We start from the raw sequence: 22,776 nt of genomic DNA, 5'->3' as shown, positions 1-22,776 counted from the left end.
GCTGGAGCACCATTCAATTGCGCGGGCGCGCCTTGCGCATGCCACACGTCTCGCTTCGCTTGACTTGCGCGTGCTCTTCTCAGCTTAATCGCTCGAAGCGGAAACGCGCCTAGCGCCTTAACGCAAACCGACAAAATCAATCCGGGAGAGAACCTGTGGATTTCTCACTGCCTGCCGATCTCGTCGCCTATCTCGGAGAGCTCGATCGTTTCATCGAACGCGAGATCAAGCCGCTGGAACAGGTCGACGACAACATCCGCTTCTTCGATCATCGCCGCGAATGGGCGCGCACCGATTTCGAGAACGGCGGTCTGCCGCGGCACGAATGGGAGCAGCTGCTGCGCAAGGCCAAGGACCTCGCGGATGCCGCCGGCCATCTTCGCTTTCCCGTGCCGAAGCAGTATGGCGGCAAGGACGGCTCCAACCTCTGGATGGCCGTGATCCGCGAGCATTTTGCAGCAAAAGGTCTCGGCCTGCACAACGACCTCCAGAACGAGCACTCGATCGTCGGCAACTTTCCCGTCGTCACCATGCTCGACCGTTACGGCCGCGACGACCAGAAGGCGATGATCGACGGCTCGATCAAGGGCAAGTACCGCATCACCTTTGGCTTGACCGAGCCAAATCACGGCTCCGATGCCACCCACATGGAGACGCGCGCCGTGCCGGCCACCCGCGACAACGTCAAGGGCTGGATCATCAACGGCGAGAAGATGTGGACCACCGGCATGCACGTCGCCACGCATTGCGCGCTGTTCGCGCGCACGTCGGGCAATGACGGCGATGCCCGCGGCATCACCTGCTTTCTGGTGCCGGCCAAGAGTCCCGGCGTGAAGGTCGAGGAGTACATGTGGACCTTCAACATGCCGACCGACCACCCACGCGTCAGCTTCACCGATGTGTTCGTGCCGGAGGATGCGCTGTTCGGCGAGGTCGGCCGCGGCCTGTCGCTGGCGCAGTGCTTCGTGCACCAGAACCGTATTCGCCAGGCCGCTAGCTCGCTGGGCGCGGCCGTCTACTGCATCAACGAAAGCGTGAAATATGCGCGCGAGCGCAAGCCGTTCGGGCGGGCGCTCGCCGAAAACCAGGCGATCCAGTTCCCGCTGGTCGAGCTCGCCACGCAAGCCGAGATGCTGCGGCTTCTGATCCGCAAGACCGCCTGGGAGATGGACCAGCTCACCGAGGAGCAGGTCGAGCGCACGCTCTCCGACCGCGTCTCGATGTGCAACTACTGGGCAAACCGCCTCTGCTGCGAATCAGCCGACCGCGCCATGCAGGTCCATGGCGGCATGGGCTATTCACGCCACAAGCCGTTCGAGCACATCTATCGTCACCATCGCCGCTATCGCATCACAGAAGGCAGCGAGGAGATCCAGATGCGCAAGGTGGCGGGATTCCTGTTCGGGTACATGGGACCGGGAAAGCATTAACGGCTTGCACCGCTGTCGTAGGGTGGGCAAAGCGCAGGCGTGCCCACCACGTCCCGCAGACGTGAAGAAGGTGGGCACGGCGCTTTGCGCCTTTGCCCACCCTACGGCACCCCGTCTCAGTTCACCCGTCGATCCTTCCCCGCCCAATGCGGTTCCCGCAGCTGCCGCCGCAGAATCTTGCCTGACGGATTCCGCGGCAAGGCCGGCAGAAACTCCACGCTCTTCGGCGTCTTGTAGCCGGCGATGCGCGTGCGGGTGAAGTTGATGATGTCGGTCTCCGTGGCCTGCTTGCCCGGCTTCATCACCACGACCGCCTTCACGGCCTCGCCCCATTTGTCATCGGGCACGCCGATCACGGCGGCCTCGGCAATGTCGGGATGATCGCACAGCGCGCTCTCGACCTCGGCGGGGTAGATGTTCTCGCCGCCGGAGATGATCATGTCCTTGATGCGATCGTGGATGTAGAGATAGCCGTCCTCGTCCATGTAGCCGGCATCGCCGGTACGCAGCCAGCCGTCGCTGCGCAAGGTCGCGGCGGTCGCCTCCGGCAGGTTCCAATAGCCCGCCATGTTCGAGCCCGAGCGCGTCGCGATCTCGCCGACCTCGCGCGGCGGCAGCGGCTTGCCGTCCACATCCAGGATGGCCAGCTCGATGCCGGGCAGCGCCTTGCCGGCCGAGCGCATCCGCTCCAGCCCCTCGACGTGATCCTCCGGCGGCAGCGCGACGATCGTGCCTGTCGTCTCGGTCATGCCGTACATCTGCACGAAGCCGCATTTGAAGACCTCGATGCACTCCTTCAGCAACGCCGCCGGTATCGGCGAAGCGCCATACAGCATGTATTTCAATCGTGAGAAGTCGACCGTCCTGGCGCGCGGCTGCCGCACCACGAACTGCATCGCCGCGGGCACCATGAACAGTTTCGTGATGCCGGACTGCTCGAAGAAATCCAGCACCTTGGTCGGGTCGAACTCGCGCGCGATCACGCCGCGGGCGCCGTGGTAGAGCCCCATCACGCCCCAGCCGGAGCCGCCGATATGGAAGATCGGCATCGCCACCAGCGACACGTCGTCGGTCGACCACCGGTTCCATTCCGGCTTGTCCTCGGCATTGCCCGTCTGCACGAGGTTGAGGAAGTTCGCGTGGCTCAACATCGCGCCCTTCGGCTTGCCGGTGGTGCCCGACGTATAGAGCTGGATCGCGATATCCCGGGTGTCGATCGGCACCCTCGGGTCGTCTCCGCTCTGCGCGTCGCGCCACGCCGTAAAATCCTGCCATTCCGGTGCACCGCCCTCGGTGGTGATGACAGTGCGCACGCTCGGCAATTCATCCTTGATCTGGCGGACTTGCGTAATGAATTCCGGCCCGACGAAGAGCACCGGCGCCTTGCAGTCGCCTACGATGAAGGCGACCTCGGGCCCCGCGAGCCGCCAGTTCACCGGCGCCATCACCACGCCGGCCTTCATCGCGCCCATCAGCAATTCGAAATAGAGGTCGCTGTTCTTGCCGAGATAGGCGATGCGGTCGCCGTGTCTGACGCCCATCGCAATCAGGGCGTTCGCGACCTTGTTGGTCTTGATGTCGAATTCGGCAAAGCTGGTGAGGCGTCTCTCGAATTCGTAGGCGATGGCATCGCCGCGGCTCCTGGCGCGCTCGCGCACCATGTCGGCAAGAGTTGCCAATGGCTGTGTGGACATGTTTCTCCCGTGGCGGTTTGTTTTTATGCGGCGAGTGTGGAGTCAATCGCGGGTGAAGACAAGATGAGGGTTACGCTGTCGTCCCGGACAAGCGCAGTCTCGTGTCCCGGACGCGCTGCAGCTCTTGCGCTGCTGCGCGGAGCCGGACCCATGCTGCAGTGTGCAGAAGGATAGATGGGCCCGGGCTCAGCAGCGCACCACGCCGCTCCGGACGATGCTTCGCATCGCCGGGGGCGCGCCGCACTGCATCCGGGGCACGAGGCCGCGACTACCCCCGCTTGGCGCGGTCCTTCTCGTTCTGCGCCATGATGCTCTCGCGCGCGGTCTTCCAGTCGTCGTCGCTCCAGTCGCGGAGCTGGTAGAAATTGCCGCCCATGGCGAGCGCCTGGGCACCGTCCATGGCGATGGTCTCGCCGTTGATCCAGTCGCAGCCGCCGGAGATCAGGAACACCGCGAGGTTCTGCAATTCCTCCATGGAGCCGACGCGGCCCATCGGGTTCATCGCCTTGGTGCGCGCGCCGGCCTCGTCGCCCGGCTTGATGCGCTTGCTCATGCCCTCGGTCGGGATCTCGCCGGGCGCGATGGTGTTGAGGCGGATGCCGTAGCGGCCCCATTCGGTCGCGAGCGACATCGTCATGGCGTGGATGGCCGATTTGCTCATCGCCGACGGCACCACGTAAGGCGAGCCGTTGCGCACCCAGGTCACGGTGATCGAGACGACATTGCCGGGCTGCTTGTCCGCGATCCAGCGCTTGCCGACGGCCTGCGTCACGTAGAACGTGCCGTGCATGACGATGTTGGCGACCGCATCGAAGCCGCGCGGCGACAGCTCCTCGGTGCGCGAGATGAAATTGCCGGCGGCGTTGTTGATGAGGTCGGTGAGCCCGCCGTCGCGGAAGATGGTCTCGACCATCTCCTCGACCGCGAGCGCGTTGCGGATGTCGACGCCGTGGCTGGTGACGCGGCCGCCGTACTCGGCCATCAGCTCGGTCGCGGTCTCGTCGCACACGATCTTGCGCCGGCCGCAGATATGCACTTCGGCGCCGAGCTGGAGGAAGCGCGCCGCCATCGACTTGCCGAGACCGGTGCCGCCGCCGGTCACGAGAATGCGCCGCCCCGCCAGAAGATTTTCCTTGAACATGGCCGTTTCTCCCGTACGGATTGTCAGTTAATTGGTCGATTGACTAAATCCGGCTGGCGGCGTCCTGTAAAGCCGCAACCGGTCACGAACAGGGGAGAATTCGTCCATGGAAGAGCGCGTCTCGATCTCGATCTCGGAAGGCGTGGCCGACGTGCGCCTGGTGCGCGCCGACAAGATGAATGCGCTGGATCAGGCGATGTTCGAGGCCCTTGTCGCCGCGACCGACCGGCTTGCGAAGGACAAGAGCGTGCGCGCGGTCGTGCTCTCCGGCGATGGCCGTGCCTTCTGCGCCGGGCTCGACATGGGACGTTTTGCCGCCATGAAGGAAAAGGGCGGCAACGGAATTCCGGGTGGCGAAACGCGCGATCTCACCAAGCGGACGCATGGACAGGCGAACTTCCCGCAACAGGCGGTGTGGGGCTGGCGCCAGCTTCCGGTTCCGGTGATTGCGGCCGTGCATGGCGTCGCCTTCGGCGGCGGTTTCCAGCTGTCCCTCGGTGCCGACATGCGCTTCCTCGCGCCCGACGCGCGGATGTCGATCATGGAGATCAAATGGGGCCTCGTGCCCGACATGGCGGGCACGCCGATCCTGGCCTCGCTGGTACGCGACGACATCCTGCGCGATCTCACCTACACCGGCCGCATCTTCTCCGCGCAGGAGGCGATGACTTACGGCCTCGCCACGCGCATTTGCGACGACCCGCGTGCGACGGCGCTGGAGGTCGCGCGCGAGATCGCCGGCAAGAGCCCCGATGCGATCCGCGCGGCCAAGCGTCTGCTCAACAATCTCTCCGTCGATCCCGGTCCGGCGTTGCTCGCGGAGTCCGTCGAGCAGCAAAAGCTGATCGGCAGCGCGAACCAGACCGAGGCGGTGCGCGCCAACCTGGAGAAGCGCGCGCCGAAATTCGCGGATTAAGTAACTCCCGTCATTCCGGGGCGATGCGGAGCATCGAACCCGGAATCCATACCCCCGGCTCGTTGTTATGGATTCCGGGCCTGCGCCTTCGGCGCATCCCGGAATGACGATTGAGATCGAAGCCAAACTTCTCAACCCGACGAAAGATCGGAAAACAAAATGAGCGAAACGTCCAGCTTCCTCGGCATCGTCTCCGGCGAACGCCGCCGTTCCCACGCAGAGGTCGCATCCCGCGCCGACCGCATCGCGTCCGGCCTCGCCAGGATCGGCGCCCGCCAGGGCGATTGCGTCTGCATGCTGATGCGCAACGACATCGCCTTCCTGGAGGCCGCCTATGCCGCGATGCGGCTCGGAGCCTATGGCGTGCCGATCAACTGGCACTTCAAGCCGGAAGAGATCAATTACATTCTGCAAGACACCGGCACGTCGGTGCTGATCGGACATGCCGACATGCTGCACGCCCTGCGTGACGCGATTCCGGCAGACGTCACCGTGCTCAGCGTGCCGACGCCGCCGGAGATCCTCTCGAATTACAAGATCGATTCCGGTCATCTGACGACGCCGGACTTCGCCATCGATTTCGAATCCTGGCTCGCGCAACACCAGCCCTATGACGGCCCGGTCGTGCCGCAGCCCATGAACATGATCTACACCTCTGGCACCACGGGCCATCCCAAGGGCGTGCGTCGCAACGCGCCGACGCCGGAGCAGCAGGCGGCCGGCGAGCGCATGCGTGCGATGATCTACGGCCTCAAGCCCGGCGCCCGCGCGATCCTGCCGGGTCCCCTCTACCACTCCGCGCCGAACTCGTTCGGTATTCGCGCCGGCAAGCTCGGCGGCGCGCTGGTGCTGATGCCGCGCTTCGAAGCCGAGGAATTCCTGGAACTGATCGAGAGATACAAGATCGACACCATCTTCATGGTGCCGACCATGTTCATCCGCCTGATGAAGCTGCCGGAGGCGGTGCGCAAGAGGTACGACGTCTCCTCGCTGCGCCACGTCATCCACGCCGCCGCGCCGTGTCCGGCCGACGTCAAGCGCGCCATGATCGAATGGTGGGGGCCGGTGATCTACGAATTCTACGGCTCGACCGAATCCAGCGCCGTCACATTCGCGACGTCAGAGGACGCGCTGAAGAAGCCCGGCACCGTCGGCAAGATCTCGCCCGGCGCCGAGCTGCGTTTCATCGGCGACGACGGCCGCGTTCTGCCGGCCGGCGAGATCGGCGAGATCTATTCCCGCATGGCAGGGATGGCCGACTTCACCTACCACAACAAGCCTGACAAGCGCGCCGAGATCGACCGCGACGGTTTCATCACCTCGGGCGATGTCGGCTACATCGACGAGGACGGCTATGTCTTCATCTGCGACCGCAAGCGCGACATGGTGATCTCGGGCGGCGTCAACATCTACCCCGCCGAAATCGAGTCGGTGCTCCACGCCGTGCCCGGCGTGCACGATTGCGCGGTGTTCGGCATCCCCGACGCCGAGTTCGGCGAAGCGCTGATGGCCGTGGTGGAGCCGCAAGCCGGCGTCAGGCTCGACACCGCAGGTGTCCGCGCTGCGCTGAAGACGCATCTGGCCGACTACAAGGTGCCCAAGCACATCGAGATCCGCTCGGGCCTGCCGCGTGAAGATTCCGGCAAGATATTCAAGCGCCGCCTGCGCGATCCCTATTGGGAGCAGGCGGGGCGGAAGATCTGACAATTCGACGAAGACCCGTAGGGTGGGCAAAGCGAAGCGTGCCCCCTCTCGATCAGAATGCGTTGCAAGATCGTGGGCACGGCGCAAACGCGCCTTTGCCCACCCTACGAGACCAGGGCACAAGGGGATATTTGTCATGACCGACGCCGCCAACGAAGTCCTGTACACAGTCGCCGACCACATCGCGACCATCACGCTGAACGCGCCGGAGCGCATGAACACGATCTCCGGCCCGATGCTGAACGATCTGGCGCGGATCCTGACTGAAGCCAACGAGGACAGGAACGTCCGCGTCGTGATCCTCACCGGCAAGGGGCGGGCGTTCTGCGCCGGCCTCGACCTGCGCAAGGAGCGCGACGGCAACGGCCTCAGCGCGGCGTCCTCGCCGACCACGATCAATCTCCGCAATACGCCGCCGACGGTGTTGCAGGCGATGGACAAGCCGACGATCTGCGCCGTCAACGGGGGCGCGGCGGGATACGGCATGGACACCGCGCTCGGCTGCGACATCCGCATCATGGCGGAATCGGCCAAGCTCGCTGCCGCCTTCGTCAAGCGCGGGGTGGTGCCGGAATCCGGCGGCACCTGGCTGCTGCCGCGCATGCTCGGCTGGGCCAAGGCCTCCGAGCTGATCTTCACCGGCCGCACGCTCAGCGCGCGCGAATGCCTGGACTGGGGCCTCGCCAACGAGGTCGTGCCGGATGCCGAGCTGATGAGCCGCGCCACCGCCATCGCCCGCGAAATCGCCGCCAACGCGCCGCTGGCCGTGCAGGCCTCCAAGCGCATGATGCGCATGGGCCTGAACGAGAACTTCCACGACCACGTCCACCACGTCTATCTCCAGCTCCTGCCGCTGTTCAAGACCCAGGACATGGCCGAGGGCATGAAGGCGTTTATGGAAAAGCGCGAGCCGAAATTCGAGGGGCGGTAATCCTGTCGCCCGGGTGAGCGCAGCGATACCCGGGACGGTGAGAGGGAGGTCCCGGATGTCGCGGAGCCTGTCATCGGACGGCGCTTCGCCCGATCCGTTGGTTCACACGGGCTATATGGCGTCTTAGCAGAGACAGATTTCGTGCCTATATAAACGGGATCATCCACCTCCGGATCATCCCATGTCTCCCGTTTCCATGCTCCTCAACATCCTCTGGATCCTCTTCGGCGGCGCCTGGATGGCGTTCGGCTGGGTGGTTGCCGCGGTCATCATGGCCGTCACCATCGTCGGCCTGCCGTGGGCGCGGGCGGCGTTCAACATCGCCGTCTACACGCTGCTGCCGTTCGGCTCGCGTGCGGTCAACCGCTACGACGTCACGGGTATCGAGGATATCGGCACCGGCGCGCTCGGGGTGATCGGCAACATCATCTGGTTCGTGCTCGCCGGCTGGTGGCTGGCGCTCGGGCACTTGTTGACCGCGCTGGCGCTCGCAATCACCATCATCGGCATTCCCTTCGCCTGGGCGCATCTGAAGCTGGCCGGCATCGCGCTTTGGCCGATCGGCAAGGTGATCGTGCCGGCGTAGGATGAAGCCGGAGTAGCGGAAGCTTGCCGTACGAAACAAGCCTTTCGATGCGGCCGGAGCCAGCGCACGCGCTGGAGTAGCAATTTACGATCGGCTCGGGTAGGTTGCGGTTCCTGTCCCCGCCGCTTGCGATCTGCCATGCCTGCCAATCGTGCCAGTTTCTTCGAAGTGCCCCATGCCGCCATCTACACGCTGATGATGGTGACCGTCCTTGCGTCCGGATTCTGTTTCATCCAGGCTGGCGGCCCGTCGGCGCCGGCGGAATTGCTCTATCGCTATGGCGGCATGTACGCGAGCGCCATCGCCCGGCACGAATACTGGCGCCTGCTCGCCTATGGCTTCCTGCACGTCAATTTCGTCCACCTCACCATGAACATGTTGTGCCTGGTGCTGTGGGGCGCACATCTGGAGCGGCGGATTGGGCCGTCCTATTTTCTCATCGTCTATCTCTGCGCGATGGTGTTCGGCGCCATCATCGGCAACGGCATCCATGCCACGCCTTATCTCACGGTCGGCGCATCTGGCGCGACGTCCGGCATCCTCGGCGCGTTGCTGTGCCTGTGGATCCTCGGCAAGCTCGAGGTCGGTTTCGACTTCTTCGCGATCAATATCGGGTTGAACATCGCATTTGCATTCGGCAATTCCCGCATCGACTGGGGCGTCCATCTCGGCGGTTTTGCGGCCGGGCTGATCGCCTGCGCCGTGCTGGACCTGATCGAGAAAGCGAGTCCTTACGTACTTCGCTGCAAGTTTCCGGAAGCGGTGAAGGTCGATCTCACGCTACTCGCTTGTTCGGCCGCGCTATGGACCTGGAGCGGCCAGGCCCAGGCCTTTGCGCCCGGCTTTTCCGGGTGGAGCTTTATCCTCGTGGTCGTGCTCGCATGTTGTGCGATCGTGAAGATCGTCGATCTCGTATTGTCGATGAAAAAGGGCCTGGCGATCGTCGTGATGGTGCTGGCCGCAGCAAACGCTGCCGCGGTGATGCTCGGCGGTTGGGCGCTGGGGTCGTCTTGCAGCCCGCGCTGGCCTACGGGAATCGTCCCACTTGATAATTTTCTCGCCATGTTCTGTCCCAACGCCGTCCTCATCTCGGGTCTCGCGGCGGTCGGGGCCGCTGCGGTCACGCTGTGGCTCTGTTCGAAGGAGATATCGCGGGGGATCGAGGACGTGGGATTTGTCGGCACCTCGTTGCGTGCCGAACGCAACAGGCGTCATGGACTCTGACCAGCTCGTAGGATGGGTAGAGCGCGAGCGAAACCCATCAACCCGTCCGTCGAAGACGAGCATGATGGGTCGCAAAGGCTCGACCCATCATGCGCGCTGTCGGTCCGCTCTCAACCACTTGCGCTATCAACGGCCAAAACACACCGCATTCAGGTCAAGGGACATCGCTGCAAAATATTCTGATTGACCGAAATTATTGTTTCGGCTAAACCGCATTCCATCCCGGCCCGTCAAGGGGCGTTTCGCGATCGTCACGATACGCAGGCCGGGATGCGATGGACGCGGCAGCGCCGGCGCGTGAGGTGATGGCAGGGCGGGCGACCCCCGTGAGCCATCGCGATCCGCGGCACGACACGGCGCGGTTACAGCGTTTCGTTTCGGCGTCAGGGGCGAGCACGCGCGAGCTTCCGACAGTCCGGGGCGGGACGTCCGCGGACGGCAAAAGCGTGTGGTCCCGACGCCCGCAGGCTGGCGTCAAGGCTTGCGGTGGTGTGAGTTGCCCGACCGGGCGCGTGCATCAGTGATCCGCAAGGCGACGGGGGCAATAGTGCACCGCTCCCCGGGGAGAGCGCGCCATAAGCCGTAACACCATCGCGCAGGGAAGGCCGGGCGACCGGCAACACCTGTGGTCAACCCCGCGTGCGTCTTTCGCGTGCGGACCCTGGGTGCCAGCCGGCGCCCGGCCTTCCCTGCGCCCTTTGTTTTCGACGAGGGCGAAACGGACAGCAAAGCTCGGGCAAAACATGCCGCGGGATCGCGAAGGCGTGTTTGGCGATGAATGTCGACCGTGTGCACCGCCTCCAACTTCGTCTTGCACTGCGGTAGAAAAATATCGCACACTCGCCGTGCCGGGCATCCAAGCGAGCTCGAACCAAGGAGCGAGCCATGTCCCTCCAGACCATACCCTCCGACAGTACCGAACCGCGCGCCAACCGTCCCGAGGATGTCCAGGCTCTGGAGGCTGACGCCCGGCTGCGCGACGATATCCGCCTGCTCGGACGCATCCTCGGCGACACCGTACGCGACCAGGAGGGCGCCGATGTGTTCGACCTGGTCGAGCGCATCCGCCAGACCTCGATCAGGTTCCACCGCGATGAGGACCGGCTCGCCCGCCGCGAGCTCGAACAGATCCTCGACAGCATGTCGACGTCGGAAACGGTGCGGATCGTCCGTGCCTTCAGCTATTTCTCCCACCTTGCCAACATCGCCGAGGACCAGAACAACATCCGCCAGATGCGGGCACGCAGCGCCGGCAAGAGCACCGGCGTGCTGGCCGAGACGCTGGCCCATGCCAAGGCGGCGGGCATCGGTCCCGATCAGCTCCGCAGCTTCTTCAAGTCCGCGCTGGTCAGCCCGGTCCTGACCGCGCACCCGACCGAAGTCCGCCGCAAGAGCACCATGGACCGCGAGATGGAGGTCGCAGGCCTGCTCGACCGCCGCGAGCGCGTGGCGCTGACCGCGGAAGAGGCTGATGCCAGCGACGAGCAGCTGCGCCGCGAGGTGCTGACGCTGTGGCAGACCAACCTGCTGCGCCGGACCAAGCTCACCGTGCTCGACGAGGTCGCCAATGGCCTGTCGTTCTACGATTACACTTTCCTGCGCGAGGTGCCGCGGCTGGTCAACGCGCTCGAAGACCGGCTGGATGAGGGCGGCGAGCAGGCGGCCTCCGAGCTCGCCTCGTTCCTGCGCATGGGCAGCTGGATCGGCGGAGATCGCGACGGCAATCCTTTCGTCACCGCCGACGTGATGCGCGGCACGCTGCGGCTGCAGTCCAGCCGGGTGATGCAGTTCTATCTGGAGGAGCTGCATGTGCTCGGCTCCGAACTGTCGATCGCAGCCCATCTCGCCGACGTCTCCGAGGAGTTGCGCAAGCTGGCAGAGCGCTCGCCGGACACCTCGCCGCATCGGAGCGGCGAGCCTTATCGGTTGGCGGTCTCCGGCATCTATGCGCGCCTGACCGCCACGGCCGAAATGCTCCAGGTCGAGATCACGCGCCGGCCGGTCGGCAAGGGCGCGCCTTACGGCAGCGTCAAGGAATTTCAGGCCGATCTCGACGTGCTGCACCGTTCGCTGATCTCCAACAACGCCCGCGTCATCGCGCGCGGCCGGCTGCGTCTGCTGCGCCGCGCGGTGGACTGCTTCGGCTTCCATCTGGCGCGGCTCGACATCCGCCAGAACTCGGCGGTGCACGAGCGCACCATCGCCGAGCTGATGGACGCCGCCAATCCCGGCATGTCCTATCTCGCGCTCGGCGAGGACGCCCGCATCTCGCTGCTGACGAACGAGCTGCGCTCGACGCGCGCGCTGGTCTCGCCCTTCGTCAAGTACAGCGACGAGACCATGGGCGAGCTCAACGTGTTCCATGCCGCCGCGGAAGCGCATGCGAAGTTCTGCTCGGACTCCATTCCCCAATGCATCATCTCGATGTGCAAGGGCATGTCCGACATGCTCGAGGTCGCGGTGCTCCTGAAGGAGGTCGGCCTCGTTCATCCCTCCGGCCGCAGCGCGATCAACATCGTGCCGCTGTTCGAGACGATCGAGGATCTGCAGGCCTCCAGCGCCATCATGGATCGCATGCTGTCACTGCACGATTACCGCCGCCTGGTCGACAGCCGCGGCAGCGTGCAGGAGGTCATGCTCGGCTATTCCGACAGCAACAAGGACGGCGGCTTCGTCACATCCGGCTGGGAGCTCTATAAGGCCGAGATCAACCTCGTCGAAGTGTTCGAGCGGCATCACGTGCGCCTGCGCCTGTTCCACGGCCGCGGCGGCTCGGTCGGCCGCGGCGGTGGTCCGAGCTATGACGCGATCATCGCCCAGCCCGGCGGCGCCGTGAACGGGCAGATCCGCATCACCGAGCAGGGCGAGATCATCTCCTCGAAATATTCCAACGCCGAAGTCGGCCGCAACAATCTGGAGATCCTCGCAGCCGCGACGCTGGAGGCGAGCCTCCTGCATCCGCGCCAGAGCGCGCCACGCCACGAGTATCTGACGACGATGGACGAGCTGTCGAACCTCGCCTTCAAGGCCTATCGCGGCCTCGTCTACGAGACCGACGGCTTCGTGGATTATTTCTGGTCATCCACCGTCATCAACGAGATCGCGACGCTGAACATCGGCAGCCGTCCGGCTTCGCGCAAGAAGACCCGCGCGATCGAGGACCTGCGCGCCATTCCCTGGGTGTTTTCGTGGGCGCAATGCCGCCTGATGCTGCCGGGATGGTACGGCTTTGGCAGCGCGGTCGAGCAGTGGATCGCGCAGCATCCCGACAAGGGCATGCCGTTCCTGAGGGAGCTCTACCAGGAATGGCCGTTCTTCCGCATGCTCTTGTCGAACATGGACATGGTGCTGGCGAAAAGCTCGATCGCGATCGCCTCGCGCTATGCCGAACTGGTGCCGGACGAAGCCTTGCGCGAGAAGATCTTCGGCCGAATCCGCCGTGAATGGCACTCCTGCATCGAGACGTTGCTCGACATCATGGGCCAGGACCGCCTGCTACAGGGCAACCCGCTGCTGGAGCGCTCCTTGCGCCATCGCTTCCCCTATCTCGATCCGCTCAACCACGTGCAGGTCGAGCTGTTGAAGGAGCACCGCGCGCAGAACCCGGACGAGCAGGTGCTGCGCGGGATTCAGCTGACGATCAACGGCATCTCGGCGGGGCTGAGGAATACGGGTTAGCGCAACGCCGCGACCACACCCTCAGTCATCATGCCCGGGCTTGTCCCGGGCATCCACGTTGTTCGCCGCACACCAAGTCGTGGATGGCCGGGACAAGCCCGGCCATGACGAGGATGAGAGAGCACGCCTCAACAGAAATGCGCGCCTTGCGTCTCCACATAGACCGCATAGAGCGACTGGCTCGCGGTCATGAACAGGCGGTTGCGCTTCTTGCCGCCGAAGCAGACATTGGCGCAGGTCTCGGGCAGCAGGATCTGCCCGATCCTCGCGCCGTCGTTCGGCGCGAACACCTGCACGCCGTCATAGCCGGGGCCGACCCAGCCGGCGCCGACCCAGATGTTGCCCTCGGTGTCGACCCGCAAGCCGTCTGGAAAGCCCGACTTGCCGTCGAGCGTCATGTCGATCAGCTTCTTCGGATTGGACAGCTTGGCACCGTCGATGTCGTAGGCCCACACCACGTTCTTGGCTTCGGGATAATGCGTGATGCCGGTGTCGCAGACATAGAGCTTCTTGTAGTCGTGGGAGAAGGCGATGCCGTTCGGCTTGAACGGCTCGTCGGCGACCTTGGCGAGCTGCCCCGACTGGGTGTCGAGACGATAGACGGCTTCCTTCTGGTGCGGCTGCAGCGAGCCGGTGTTGGCGAGCTTGCCCTCGTAGATGCTGATCGCGCCGTAGCCGGGATCTGTGAACCAGATCGACTTGTCGTTGGGATGCACGACCATATCGTTCGGCCCATTGAGCGGCTTGCCGCCGGCCTGCTCGGCCAGCGTCGTCACCGAGCCGTCATGCTCGTAGCGGACGAGGCGGGTGCGCTCGGCGCTGAGCTGGCGGCCCTCGGTGTCGAACGAATTGCCGTTGGCCTCGTTCGACGGCTTGTGGAATTGCTCGGAGATGTGACCATCGTCGTCGAGGTAGCGCAGCTGCCGGTTGGCGGGGATGTCGCTCCAGACGAGATATTGTCCTTGCGCATTCCACGCCGGTCCCTCCGCCCACAGGCAGCCGGTGTAGAGCCGCTTGATCGCGGTGTTGCCGACCTTGGCCTTGAAGCGCTTGGGGTCGACGGCGATGATGTCGGGGTCGGGATAGCGCTGCGGCTCGGCATTGGCGCCGAAGTCGCGGGCGTCCGCATTGGAGGCGAGCAGGGTCGATGCGGCGAGTGTCGCGGCTCCCTGCAGCAACGCGCGGCGGCCGAGACCGCCGCTTGCAGTGGTGTTGTCGGAGTTGGTCAGTATTCTTGTCATGGTTTCCTCCCAAAGTGTGTTGGGAGGCGCACCATTCGCCTGCAATCAGGCTTAAAGCGGAGCGATCTCCGGCTGAGACAACCGGAGATCGCAGGGCAGGGATGCCGGAAATGCGGCTGGACGGGATCCCAAGCCTAGACTGGATCCCAGGTGAAGATGTCGGCGGAGCGGTCGAGCTTGTAGAACGACCCCTTCAGCGCCGGCATGCCATGCTCGGCGATCGATTGCGGCGTCCAGCCTTCGCTTCGCTGCACCGAACGGATCGGACGGTTCTGGCTGAACAGGAAGATCTCGTTCATGCGCACGCCGAAAATCTGGCCGGTGACGTCCTTGGCGGCATCGGAGATCAGATAGCCGCAGAGCGGCGCGATCTTCTCCGGGCCCATCTGCTTGATCTTCTCGACCCGCGCCTTTTCGGCGTCCGTCTCGGTCGGGATGGTGCCGATCATGCGGGTCCAGGCGAACGGCGAGACGCAGTTGGAGCGGACGTTGAAACGGCCCATGTCGAGCGCGATCGATTTGGAGAGCCCGACGATGCCGAGCTTGGCGGCGGCGTAATTGGCCTGGCCGAAATTGCCGATCAGGCCGGAGGTCGAGGTGAAGTGCACGAAGGAGCCCGACTCCTGCTCGCGGAAGATGCGCGCGGCGGCGTGGCTGACGTAGAACGAGCCCATCAGATGAACCTTGATGACGGCCTCGAACGCCTCCACGCTCATCTTGTGGAAGATCATGTCGCGCAGGATGCCGGCATTGTTGACGACACCGTCGAGCCGGCCGAAATGATCGGTCGCGGTCTTCACGATCTTGCTGGCGGGGATGGCTTCGGCGACCGACTCGAAATTGGCGACTGCAGTGCCGCCGCGCTTCTTGATCTCCTCAACCACCTCCTCGGCGGGCGCCGCGTTGGAGCCTGCGCCGTCGGCGGCGCTGCCGGGATCGTTGACCACGACCTTGGCGCCCTCCGCCGCGCAGAGCAGCGCGATCTCGCGCCCGATGCCGCGGCCTGCGCCGGTGACGATGATGACCTTGTCTTGCAGTGATTTGCTCATGTGGGTTCTCCGCTAGCCGTTCCAAGTTTTGCTGTCATTCCGGGGCGCGCCGCTTGGCGCGAGCCCGGAATCCATACTCCTGATCGTGGTTATGGATTCCGGGCCTGCGCCTTCGGCGCATCCCGGAATGACAGCCACTACCTCTCGTTCGTGAACACGATCGTGCCACTCGCGGCGAACATGCCGCCGACGCCATGACACACCGAAATGGTCGCGTTCGGCACCTGTGCCGGCGCGATGCCGCGCATCTGTCGCACGCTCTCCTGCAGCGCGTACATGCCGTACATGCCCGAATGCATGTAGCTCAAGCCACCACCATTGGTGTTGAGTGGCAACTTGCCGCCGGGCCGCGTGTTGCCGTCTGCGATGAACTTGCCGGTCTCCTCATGCGGCATGAAGCCGAGGTCGCCAAGGCCGAACAGCGGCAGATGCGCAAACGCGTCGTAGATCATGAGATGATCGACGTCCTTGTGCGCGATGCCGGCTTCCCTGAAGGCCAGCGGCCCCGCGGTCTTGAACGCGCGCGAGGAATTGAACGTCTCCATCTGGCTGACCATCGGCGTTTCCACGCTCTCGCCGGTGCCCATGATGTAGACGGGCTTGCGCGGAAAATCCCTGGCGCGGTCGGCCGAGGTCAGGATCAGCGCGCCGCCGCCGTCGGTGACAAGGCAGCATTGCAGCAGTCGGAACGGATACGCGATCATGCGCGAATTGAGCACGTCGGCAATCGTGATCGGGTCCTTCATCATCGCCCGCGGATTCTTCGCCGCCCATTCGCGCTGCACCACGGCCACCGAGGCGAGCTGCTCATGGGTGATGCCGTAGGTCTTCATGAAGCGCAGCACGGGGATCGGGAACATGCTGGGCGGACCGTAGACGCCGTAGGGCGCCTCGAACTGGCCCTGCAAACTGTCGGCCGGGATCGAGCGTGGCGCCTTGCCGATCATCGACTTGCCGCTCTCGGCGTGCGTGATCAGCACGGTCTTGCACAGGCCCGCTTCGATCGCCGCAGCCGCGTGCCGGACATGAAGCATGAACGAGCAGCCGCCGACCGAGGTGCCGTCGACCCAGGTCGGCTTGATGCCGAGATAGTGGCAGACCTGCTGCGGCGTCTCGACCGCGGTCGCGAAGCCGTCGATGTCGGACAGCTTGAGTCCGGCATCCGCGATGGCGTTGAGCGCGGCATCCGCGTGCAACTGGAGCTGCGAGGCATTGGGGATGACACCGAGCTCGGTGGTCTCGGCCGCACCGACGACGGCAACCTGATTGCTGCGCATGGCCTATCCCTTCGCCGGACGAAACACGGGGAGGGTGATCTTGTCGTCGAGCGCCTCGAAGGCGACCTCGAGCTTCATGTCGAGCTCGAGCGCCTCAGGCGTCTGCGGGCAGTCGATGATGTTACTCATCATCCGCGGACCCTCGTCGAGCTCGACCACCGCGATGGCATAAGGCGGCGTGAAGCCGGGCGCGGCGGGGCGATGGTTGATCACGTAGCTGTAGAGGAAGCCCTTGCCGCTCGCCTTGAAGATGCTGACCTTGCGCGAGGCGCAGGACGGGCAGAACGGGCGCGGCGGGAAGTAGACATGTGCGCAGGCGTCGCAGCGCTGTAGGCGCAATTCGCCGGCTTTGGTGCCATCCCAGAAATGCTGGGTCTCCGGCGTCGGTTTCGGTCGCGCGCGCTGCGGTTCGGCCATGTCGGAACGCCCTCCCAAAGGCTCAGGCTCACGCCCGCCCGTTTCGATCTTGATGCGACAATCGACCATGGTGCGTCAACGGTCCAGCAATACGCATGCATGCCATCATGCGCACAATGCTTGTGTCGAACTGAGGCAGCGCTATAGATTGCGCGCGACAATATTCCGTGAGACAGACATGCCCGAATTCCCGACACTGGCGAAGCTCGCCGACGACCTCGAAAGCGGCCGCACCACCTCCCGCAAGCTGGTCGAGGCCTGCATCGCCAGGATCGCCGATCCCTCAGGCGAAGGCCAGCGCGTCTTCCTCCATGTCGACAAGGACGCCGCGCTCGCCGCGGCGGACGCGATGGACGGCTTGCGCAAGGCCAAGGCGGCGCCGTCGCGCTATGCCGGCATCCCGGTCTCGATCAAGGACCTGTTCGACATCAGGGGCCAGGTGACACGCGCCGGCTCCCGTGCCCTCGACGATTCCCCGCCGGCCGAGCAGGATGCCGCGACGGTGGCGCGGCTGCGCCGGGCCGGCTTCGTCGTGATCGGGCGCACCAACATGACCGAGTTCGCCTATTCCGGCATCGGCATCAATCCGCATTACGGCACGCCGAAGGGAGCCTGGAACCGGACGGTGGGACATGTGCCCGGCGGCTCGTCCTCGGGCGCGGCGGTGTCTGTGCTGGACGGCATGGCGCATGGCGCGCTCGGCACCGACACCGGCGGCTCCTGCCGGATTCCGGCGGCCTATAACGGCATCGTCGGCTACAAGCCGACGCAGCGGCGCGTGCCGCTCGACGGCTCAGTGCCGCTGTCGTTCTCGCTGGACAGCATCGGGCCGCTGGCGCGATCGGTCAGTTGCTGTGCCATACTCGATGCCGTGCTCGCGGGCGAGCCGATCGTCCCGTTGAAGCCGCGGCCGGTTCAGGGCATGCGGCTGGCGGTGCCGACCACGATCGCGCTCGACGATCTCGACGCAGAGGTGGCCGCGACGTTCGAACGCGCCTTGAAGACGCTGTCCGATCACGGCGCGATCATCGAGCGCATCGAGATGGCGGAATTTCATGACATCGGGCCGATGAACGCCAAGGGCGGCTTTGCAGCCTCCGAAAGCTACGCCTGGCATCGCTATCTCATCACGGCGAAGGGCGACGTCTACGATCCCCGCGTCTCCGTGCGGATCATGCGCGGCGAGGCGCAGAGTGCGGCCGACTACATCGATCTCCTCAACGAGCGCCGCTCGCTGATCGCCCGCGTCAATGCGCGCATCGCGGCGTATGATGCGCTGGTGCTGCCGACCACCGCCAACACGCCGCCGAAGATCGCCGATCTCGCCGACGACAAGGCGTTCACCGCGCAGAACCTGCGCGCGCTGCGCAATTGCACCCTGATCAACATGATCGACGGCTGCGCCATCTCGCTGCCCGCGCATCGCGAGGGCGAAATTCCCGTCGGCCTGATGTTGGCCGGTGCGGGCGGCACCGACCGCCGTATCTTCGAGCTTGCTGCCGGCATGGAGGCTGTCATTCGTGTTTGACCTCACTTTCACCGTCGACGCCCAGGACAGCACCACGCCGCTGACGCTGGCGATCGAGCAGATGGTCATCGCCGGCTGGACCGGCCGCGATCCCGTCGCGCGCGACAAGCACATCAAAGAGCTGCAGGAGATGGGCATCGCCCCGCCGGCCTCGACGCCGATCTATTATCGCGGCGCGGCGCGGCGACTGACCCAGGAAGACAGCATCGAATGCACCGGCGGCGACTCGTCGGGTGAGGTCGAGTTCGTGCTGATCGGCTGGCAGGGCCGCATCTTCGTCGGCTGCGGCTCGGACCACACCGACCGCAAGGTCGAGGCCTACAACGTTACGGTGTCAAAGCAGATGTGCGACAAGCCGATCGCCTCCACGCTGTGGGAGCTGGAGGACGTCATCGGCCACTGGGACAAGATGATCCTGCGCTCCTATGCCACCATCAAGGGCGAACGCGTGCTCTATCAGGAGGGCACACTGGACGCGATGCTGCCGGTCAACGACCTGATCGCGCGCGGCTTCGAGGGCGGGAAGTTCCCCGACGGCTGCGCCATGTTCGGCGGCACGTTCGCGGCCAAGGGCGGCATCCGCCCGGCGGACCGCTTCGACTTCGAGCTGGAAGATCCCGTGCTGAAGCGGACGATCAGGCATGGGTACGACGTGGTGACGCTGCCGGTGCGGGGCTAGGTCCAGCCGGAAATCGGGTGGTCGTCGTCGCTACGATCTGCCAGACATTATCCGTCATTCCGGGCTCGCGACTGCGTGGCGCCCCGGAATGGCGGAAGGATGAATATCGTTATGGCAATCGCGAAACGTGCTCCCCCAATCGATGAAGCGATCAACCCCGCGGCCCATATTGACGCCCTCAATTGGCCCGAGATCACCGGCGAACTCGACTCTCAAGGCTGCGCCGTCCTGAAAGGCCTGTTGACGCCGGACCAATGCCGCGAGATTGCCGCGCTCTATCCCGACGACGCCAACTTCCGCAGCCGCATCGTCATGGGGCGCCACGGCTTTGGCCGCGGCGAATACAAGTATTTTTGCTACCCACTGCCCGATCGGATCGCGCAATTGCGCCCGGCGCTCTATAAGCATCTGCAAGGCGTCGCCAATCGCTGGAACGAAGCGATGGGGATCGACATCCGTTATCCCCAACAGCATGCAGCGTTTCTCGAGCGCTGCCACGATGCGGGCCAGGGCCGTCCGACGCCACTGCTGTTGCAATACGACGCGGGCGATTACAATTGCCTGCATCAGGACCTCTACGGCGAGCATGTGTTCCCGCTCCAGGTCGCGATCCTGCTCTCCGAGCCCGGCCGCGACTTCACCGGCGGCGAGTTCGTGCTGACCGAGCAGCGGCCGCGCATGCAGTCCCGCGCCGAGGTGGTTCCGCTGGCGCAGGGCGATGCGGTCGCGTTCGCTGTGCATCACCGCCCGGTGCAGGGGACACGCGGCAACTACCGCGTTAATCTGCGCCATGGCGTCAGCCGGATCAGGTCCGGCCGGCGCCATACGCTGGGTGTGATCTTTCACGATGCCAAATGAGTACTGCGATTGACGGCTGATCTGTTCGATAGCGTTGCCGAGGCGCAGCCGTCGCGCGAGGAGATCGCCGACGGCGCCGTGCTGCTGCGCGGCTTCGTCAAGCCGATCGAGACCGAACTGATCGCCGCCGTGCGCACGATCGTGGCGCAGTCGCCATTCCGCCGCATGACAACGCCCGGCGGTCATCTGATGTCGGTGGCGATGACCAATTGCGGCGAGCGCGGCTGGATCACCGATCACACCGGCTATCGCTACGATCCCATCGATCCGCGCACCGGCGCGCGATGGCCGGCGATGCCTCCGGTGCTCCGCGATCTCGCGCGCGGCGCAGCTGAGCAAGGCGGCTTCCAAAACTTCGCGCCCGATGCCTGCCTCGTCAACCGCTACGAGCCCGGCACGCGGCTGTCGCTGCATCAGGACAAGGACGAGCTGGATTATACGGCGCCGATCGTCTCGGTCTCGCTCGGCCTGCCCGCGGCCTTCCTGTTCGGCGGCATGGCGCGCAGCGACAAGCCGCGCCGCTTCCGCCTGGTGCATGGCGATGTCGTGGTCTGGGGCGGGGCCAGCAGGCTTGCCTATCACGGCGTCGCGCCGCTCGCCGATGGCGAGCATCCGCTGCTCGGGCGCAAGCGTATCAACCTGACGTTTCGCCGGACACGGTAGAAGCCCGTCATTCCAGGATGCGCCGTGAGGCGCAGGCCCGGAATCCATACTCCCGATCGTGGTTATGGAGTCTCAATGCGCAATTGCGCATCATGGTTCGCGCTGCGCGCGCTGCTGAACGCGTCAAGGCTTCGGCGGATGAATGAACGCCCACGGGCTGACTTCCGAATCCCTGGTCACCTCGACCGAGATCAGATACGGCCCGCCATGGGCCAACGCCTTCTCCATCGCCGCCTTGAACTGATCCGGTGCGGTGACACGCGCCGCCGCCACGCCGAAGGACTCCGCGAGCTTGACGAAATCGGGATTGACAAGGTCGGAGGCGACCACGCGGCCGTCGAAGCGCTCGCGTTGGTCGCGGCGGACGTTGCCATAGGCGTTGTTGTTGAACACCAGCGTCACCACGCCGATGTTGAACTGCACGGCGGTCGACAGCTCCTGCACGGCGAACATGAAGCCGCCGTCGCCGGTGATGGCGACCACCGGCTTGTCGGGATTGGCGACCTTGGCACCCAGCGCGGTCGGGAAGCCCGAGCCGAGCGTGCCCTGATAGCCCGAGGTGATGAAGGTACGCGGCTGGTAGACCGGAAAGCCGTACCAGGAGGCGAAGCCGACTTGCGACAATTCATCGGTCACGATCGCGTTCGGCGGCAGCACCTCGCGCAGGATGTCGAGATAGGCCATCTGCGGCTGGATGCGCTGGATCTCGGCTTGCGCGGTCGCGGTGGCCTTGCGGATGTCCTCCCGCCGGTTCCGGGTTCGCGCATAGCCGGCTTTTTTCACGGCTGCGACGAGATCGGCGGTGCCGTCACTGGCGTCGGCGACGATGGCGACATCGGCGACGAGGCGGCGCATCTCGACCGGATCGATGTCGATCCGAATGGATTTCAGTCCGCTCGGTTGATAGGGCCAGCGGAAGCCGGATGCCGGAAGCTCCGCGCGGGTGCCGATGGCGATCATCAGATCGGTTGTCGGCCACAGCTTGTAGGCGGCCGCCATGGTGAGCCCCAGCTCATGCGCATTGGAGACGATGCCGCGGCCGCTGCGGAAGGCGACGACGGGCGCGTCGATCGTCTCGGCGAGCTCGAGGATCTCCCCGCCCGCCTCGATCGCGCCGCTGCCGACGAAGATCATCGGCGCTTTGCTCGCCTTGATCAGCGTGGCGGCCTGCTTGACGAGATCCGGATCGGGCTGCGGCGCGGGCAGCGGCTCCAGCATCCGGGCAGCGGCGGTGTCCGCGCGCTGGGTGAAGACGTCCCAGGGCATCTCGACCGAGGCGGGGCCGCGCCGTCCGGACATCATCTCCTGGAAGGCGCGCGCCACGGTGGTCGGTGCGTTGCCGGGATATTCGATCCGGTCGGCCCATTTCACGTAGGTGCGCAGGGTCGCGAGCTGGTCCGGCATCTCGTGCAGATGGCCGCGGCCCTTGCCGAGGAATTGCGTCGGCACCTGGCCGGTGACGCACAGCACCGGCTCGTTGCAGCCGAACGCGGTGAGCAGCGCGGCGCTGGCGTTGAGCACGCCGGGACCGGGCACCACGCTGAACACGCCGGGCCTGCCGCTGGAGCGCGCGTAGCCGAATGCCATGTAGCCGCAGGCCTGTTCGTGCCGCGCGCCGATCACCTTGAGCTGGGCCTGGTGGAAGGCGTCGAACAGGCCGTAGACCTGCGCGCCGGGCAGGCCGAACACGGTGTCGACGCCGTGGGCGACCAGGCCGCTTACGATTGCTTCGCCGCCGGTGAGGGTGGTCATTGCATCAT

Annotated in this window: 18 protein-coding genes; 11 read left to right on the top strand and 7 right to left on the bottom strand. The window is 65.1% G+C overall.

Features of this window, described 5'->3' with window-relative positions; all coding sequences use genetic code 11:
* The first annotated feature begins 155 nt into the window (after positions 1 to 155).
* Positions 156 to 1,430, top strand: a complete 1,275-nt coding sequence (locus JQ580_RS16865) for an acyl-CoA dehydrogenase family protein (protein ID WP_212281174.1) — start codon at positions 156 to 158, stop codon at positions 1,428 to 1,430.
* Positions 1,431 to 1,546: 116 nt separating this feature from the next.
* Here JQ580_RS16865 and JQ580_RS16860 read toward each other — a convergent pair whose 3' ends face one another.
* Entirely contained in the window at positions 1,547 to 3,124 is a 1,578-nt protein-coding gene (locus tag JQ580_RS16860) for a fatty acid--CoA ligase (RefSeq protein ID WP_212281173.1), read from the bottom strand.
* Between the two features lie 268 nt (positions 3,125 to 3,392).
* Positions 3,393 to 4,265: an SDR family oxidoreductase gene (locus JQ580_RS16855; RefSeq protein WP_094975278.1), complete on the bottom strand. Its 873-nt coding sequence runs from the start codon at positions 4,263 to 4,265 to the stop codon at positions 3,393 to 3,395.
* Between the two features lie 106 nt (positions 4,266 to 4,371).
* On the opposite strand from JQ580_RS16855, the gene JQ580_RS16850 reads away from it, so the two are divergent.
* From JQ580_RS16850 to ppc, 6 genes are all read left to right on the top strand, one after another.
* On the top strand, positions 4,372 to 5,181 hold the full coding sequence (locus JQ580_RS16850; RefSeq protein WP_212281172.1) for a crotonase/enoyl-CoA hydratase family protein: 810 nt from the start codon (positions 4,372 to 4,374) through the stop codon (positions 5,179 to 5,181).
* Between the two features lie 159 nt (positions 5,182 to 5,340).
* Positions 5,341 to 6,885, top strand: a complete 1,545-nt coding sequence (locus JQ580_RS16845) for an acyl-CoA synthetase (RefSeq protein WP_212281171.1) — start codon at positions 5,341 to 5,343, stop codon at positions 6,883 to 6,885.
* 136 nt (positions 6,886 to 7,021) lie between these two features.
* Positions 7,022 to 7,816: an enoyl-CoA hydratase/isomerase family protein gene (locus JQ580_RS16840; protein WP_212281170.1), complete on the top strand. Its 795-nt coding sequence runs from the start codon at positions 7,022 to 7,024 to the stop codon at positions 7,814 to 7,816.
* 181 nt (positions 7,817 to 7,997) lie between these two features.
* Positions 7,998 to 8,402 (top strand): YccF domain-containing protein, encoded by a 405-nt coding sequence (locus JQ580_RS16835; protein ID WP_212281169.1) that lies wholly within the window; start codon positions 7,998 to 8,000, stop codon positions 8,400 to 8,402.
* 138 nt (positions 8,403 to 8,540) lie between these two features.
* A complete protein-coding gene (locus tag JQ580_RS16830) occupies positions 8,541 to 9,626 on the top strand; it encodes a rhomboid family intramembrane serine protease (RefSeq protein WP_212281168.1) in 1,086 nt (361 codons plus the stop codon).
* An 885-nt stretch (positions 9,627 to 10,511) separates the two neighbouring features.
* The gene (gene ppc / locus JQ580_RS16825) at positions 10,512 to 13,304 is read left to right on the top strand and encodes a phosphoenolpyruvate carboxylase (RefSeq protein WP_212281167.1); all 2,793 of its coding nucleotides are present in this window, start codon (positions 10,512 to 10,514) and stop codon (positions 13,302 to 13,304) included.
* 128 nt (positions 13,305 to 13,432) lie between these two features.
* On the opposite strand, the gene JQ580_RS16820 is transcribed toward ppc, so the two are convergent.
* The 4 genes from JQ580_RS16820 to JQ580_RS16805 all read right to left on the bottom strand — a co-directional run bounded on the left by JQ580_RS16820 (position 13,433) and on the right by JQ580_RS16805 (position 17,288).
* Entirely contained in the window at positions 13,433 to 14,545 is a 1,113-nt protein-coding gene (locus JQ580_RS16820; RefSeq protein ID WP_212281166.1) for an SMP-30/gluconolactonase/LRE family protein, read from the bottom strand.
* 134 nt (positions 14,546 to 14,679) lie between these two features.
* Positions 14,680 to 15,594, bottom strand: coding sequence for an SDR family oxidoreductase (locus JQ580_RS16815; protein WP_106950003.1), 915 nt, complete (start codon positions 15,592 to 15,594; stop codon positions 14,680 to 14,682).
* Between the two features lie 137 nt (positions 15,595 to 15,731).
* A complete protein-coding gene (locus JQ580_RS16810) occupies positions 15,732 to 16,871 on the bottom strand; it encodes a thiolase C-terminal domain-containing protein (RefSeq protein WP_212281165.1) in 1,140 nt (379 codons plus the stop codon).
* A 3-nt stretch (positions 16,872 to 16,874) separates the two neighbouring features.
* Entirely contained in the window at positions 16,875 to 17,288 is a 414-nt protein-coding gene (locus tag JQ580_RS16805) for a Zn-ribbon domain-containing OB-fold protein (protein ID WP_015687523.1), read from the bottom strand.
* 178 nt (positions 17,289 to 17,466) lie between these two features.
* Here JQ580_RS16805 and JQ580_RS16800 point away from each other — a divergent pair, with 178 nt between their 5' ends.
* From JQ580_RS16800 to alkB, 4 genes are all read left to right on the top strand, one after another.
* Positions 17,467 to 18,816 carry an amidase gene (locus JQ580_RS16800; protein ID WP_212281164.1) on the top strand — a complete coding sequence of 450 codons (1,350 nt, stop codon included), beginning with the start codon at positions 17,467 to 17,469 and terminating at the stop codon, positions 18,814 to 18,816.
* Positions 18,809 to 19,495, top strand: a complete 687-nt coding sequence (locus tag JQ580_RS16795) for a DUF2848 domain-containing protein (RefSeq protein WP_212281163.1) — start codon at positions 18,809 to 18,811, stop codon at positions 19,493 to 19,495. The genes JQ580_RS16800 and JQ580_RS16795 overlap by 8 nt, the downstream gene beginning before the upstream one ends.
* A gap of 111 nt (positions 19,496 to 19,606) precedes the next feature.
* Positions 19,607 to 20,353 (top strand): 2OG-Fe(II) oxygenase, encoded by a 747-nt coding sequence (locus tag JQ580_RS16790; RefSeq protein WP_212281162.1) that lies wholly within the window; start codon positions 19,607 to 19,609, stop codon positions 20,351 to 20,353.
* Between the two features lie 9 nt (positions 20,354 to 20,362).
* Complete coding sequence (alkB, locus tag JQ580_RS16785; RefSeq protein ID WP_212281161.1) at positions 20,363 to 21,016, top strand: DNA oxidative demethylase AlkB; 654 nt, start codon at positions 20,363 to 20,365, stop codon at positions 21,014 to 21,016.
* Positions 21,017 to 21,139: 123 nt separating this feature from the next.
* On the opposite strand, the gene JQ580_RS16780 is transcribed toward alkB, so the two are convergent.
* On the bottom strand, positions 21,140 to 22,768 hold the full coding sequence (locus JQ580_RS16780) for a thiamine pyrophosphate-dependent enzyme (protein WP_212281160.1): 1,629 nt from the start codon (positions 22,766 to 22,768) through the stop codon (positions 21,140 to 21,142).
* Positions 22,769 to 22,776: the final 8 nt, after the last annotated feature.

It is taken from the genome of Bradyrhizobium sp. SZCCT0148 (assembly GCF_018129985.1).
Taxonomy (GTDB): domain Bacteria; phylum Pseudomonadota; class Alphaproteobacteria; order Rhizobiales; family Xanthobacteraceae; genus Bradyrhizobium; species Bradyrhizobium japonicum_H.
This window is presented reverse-complemented; position numbering and strand designations above follow the sequence as displayed.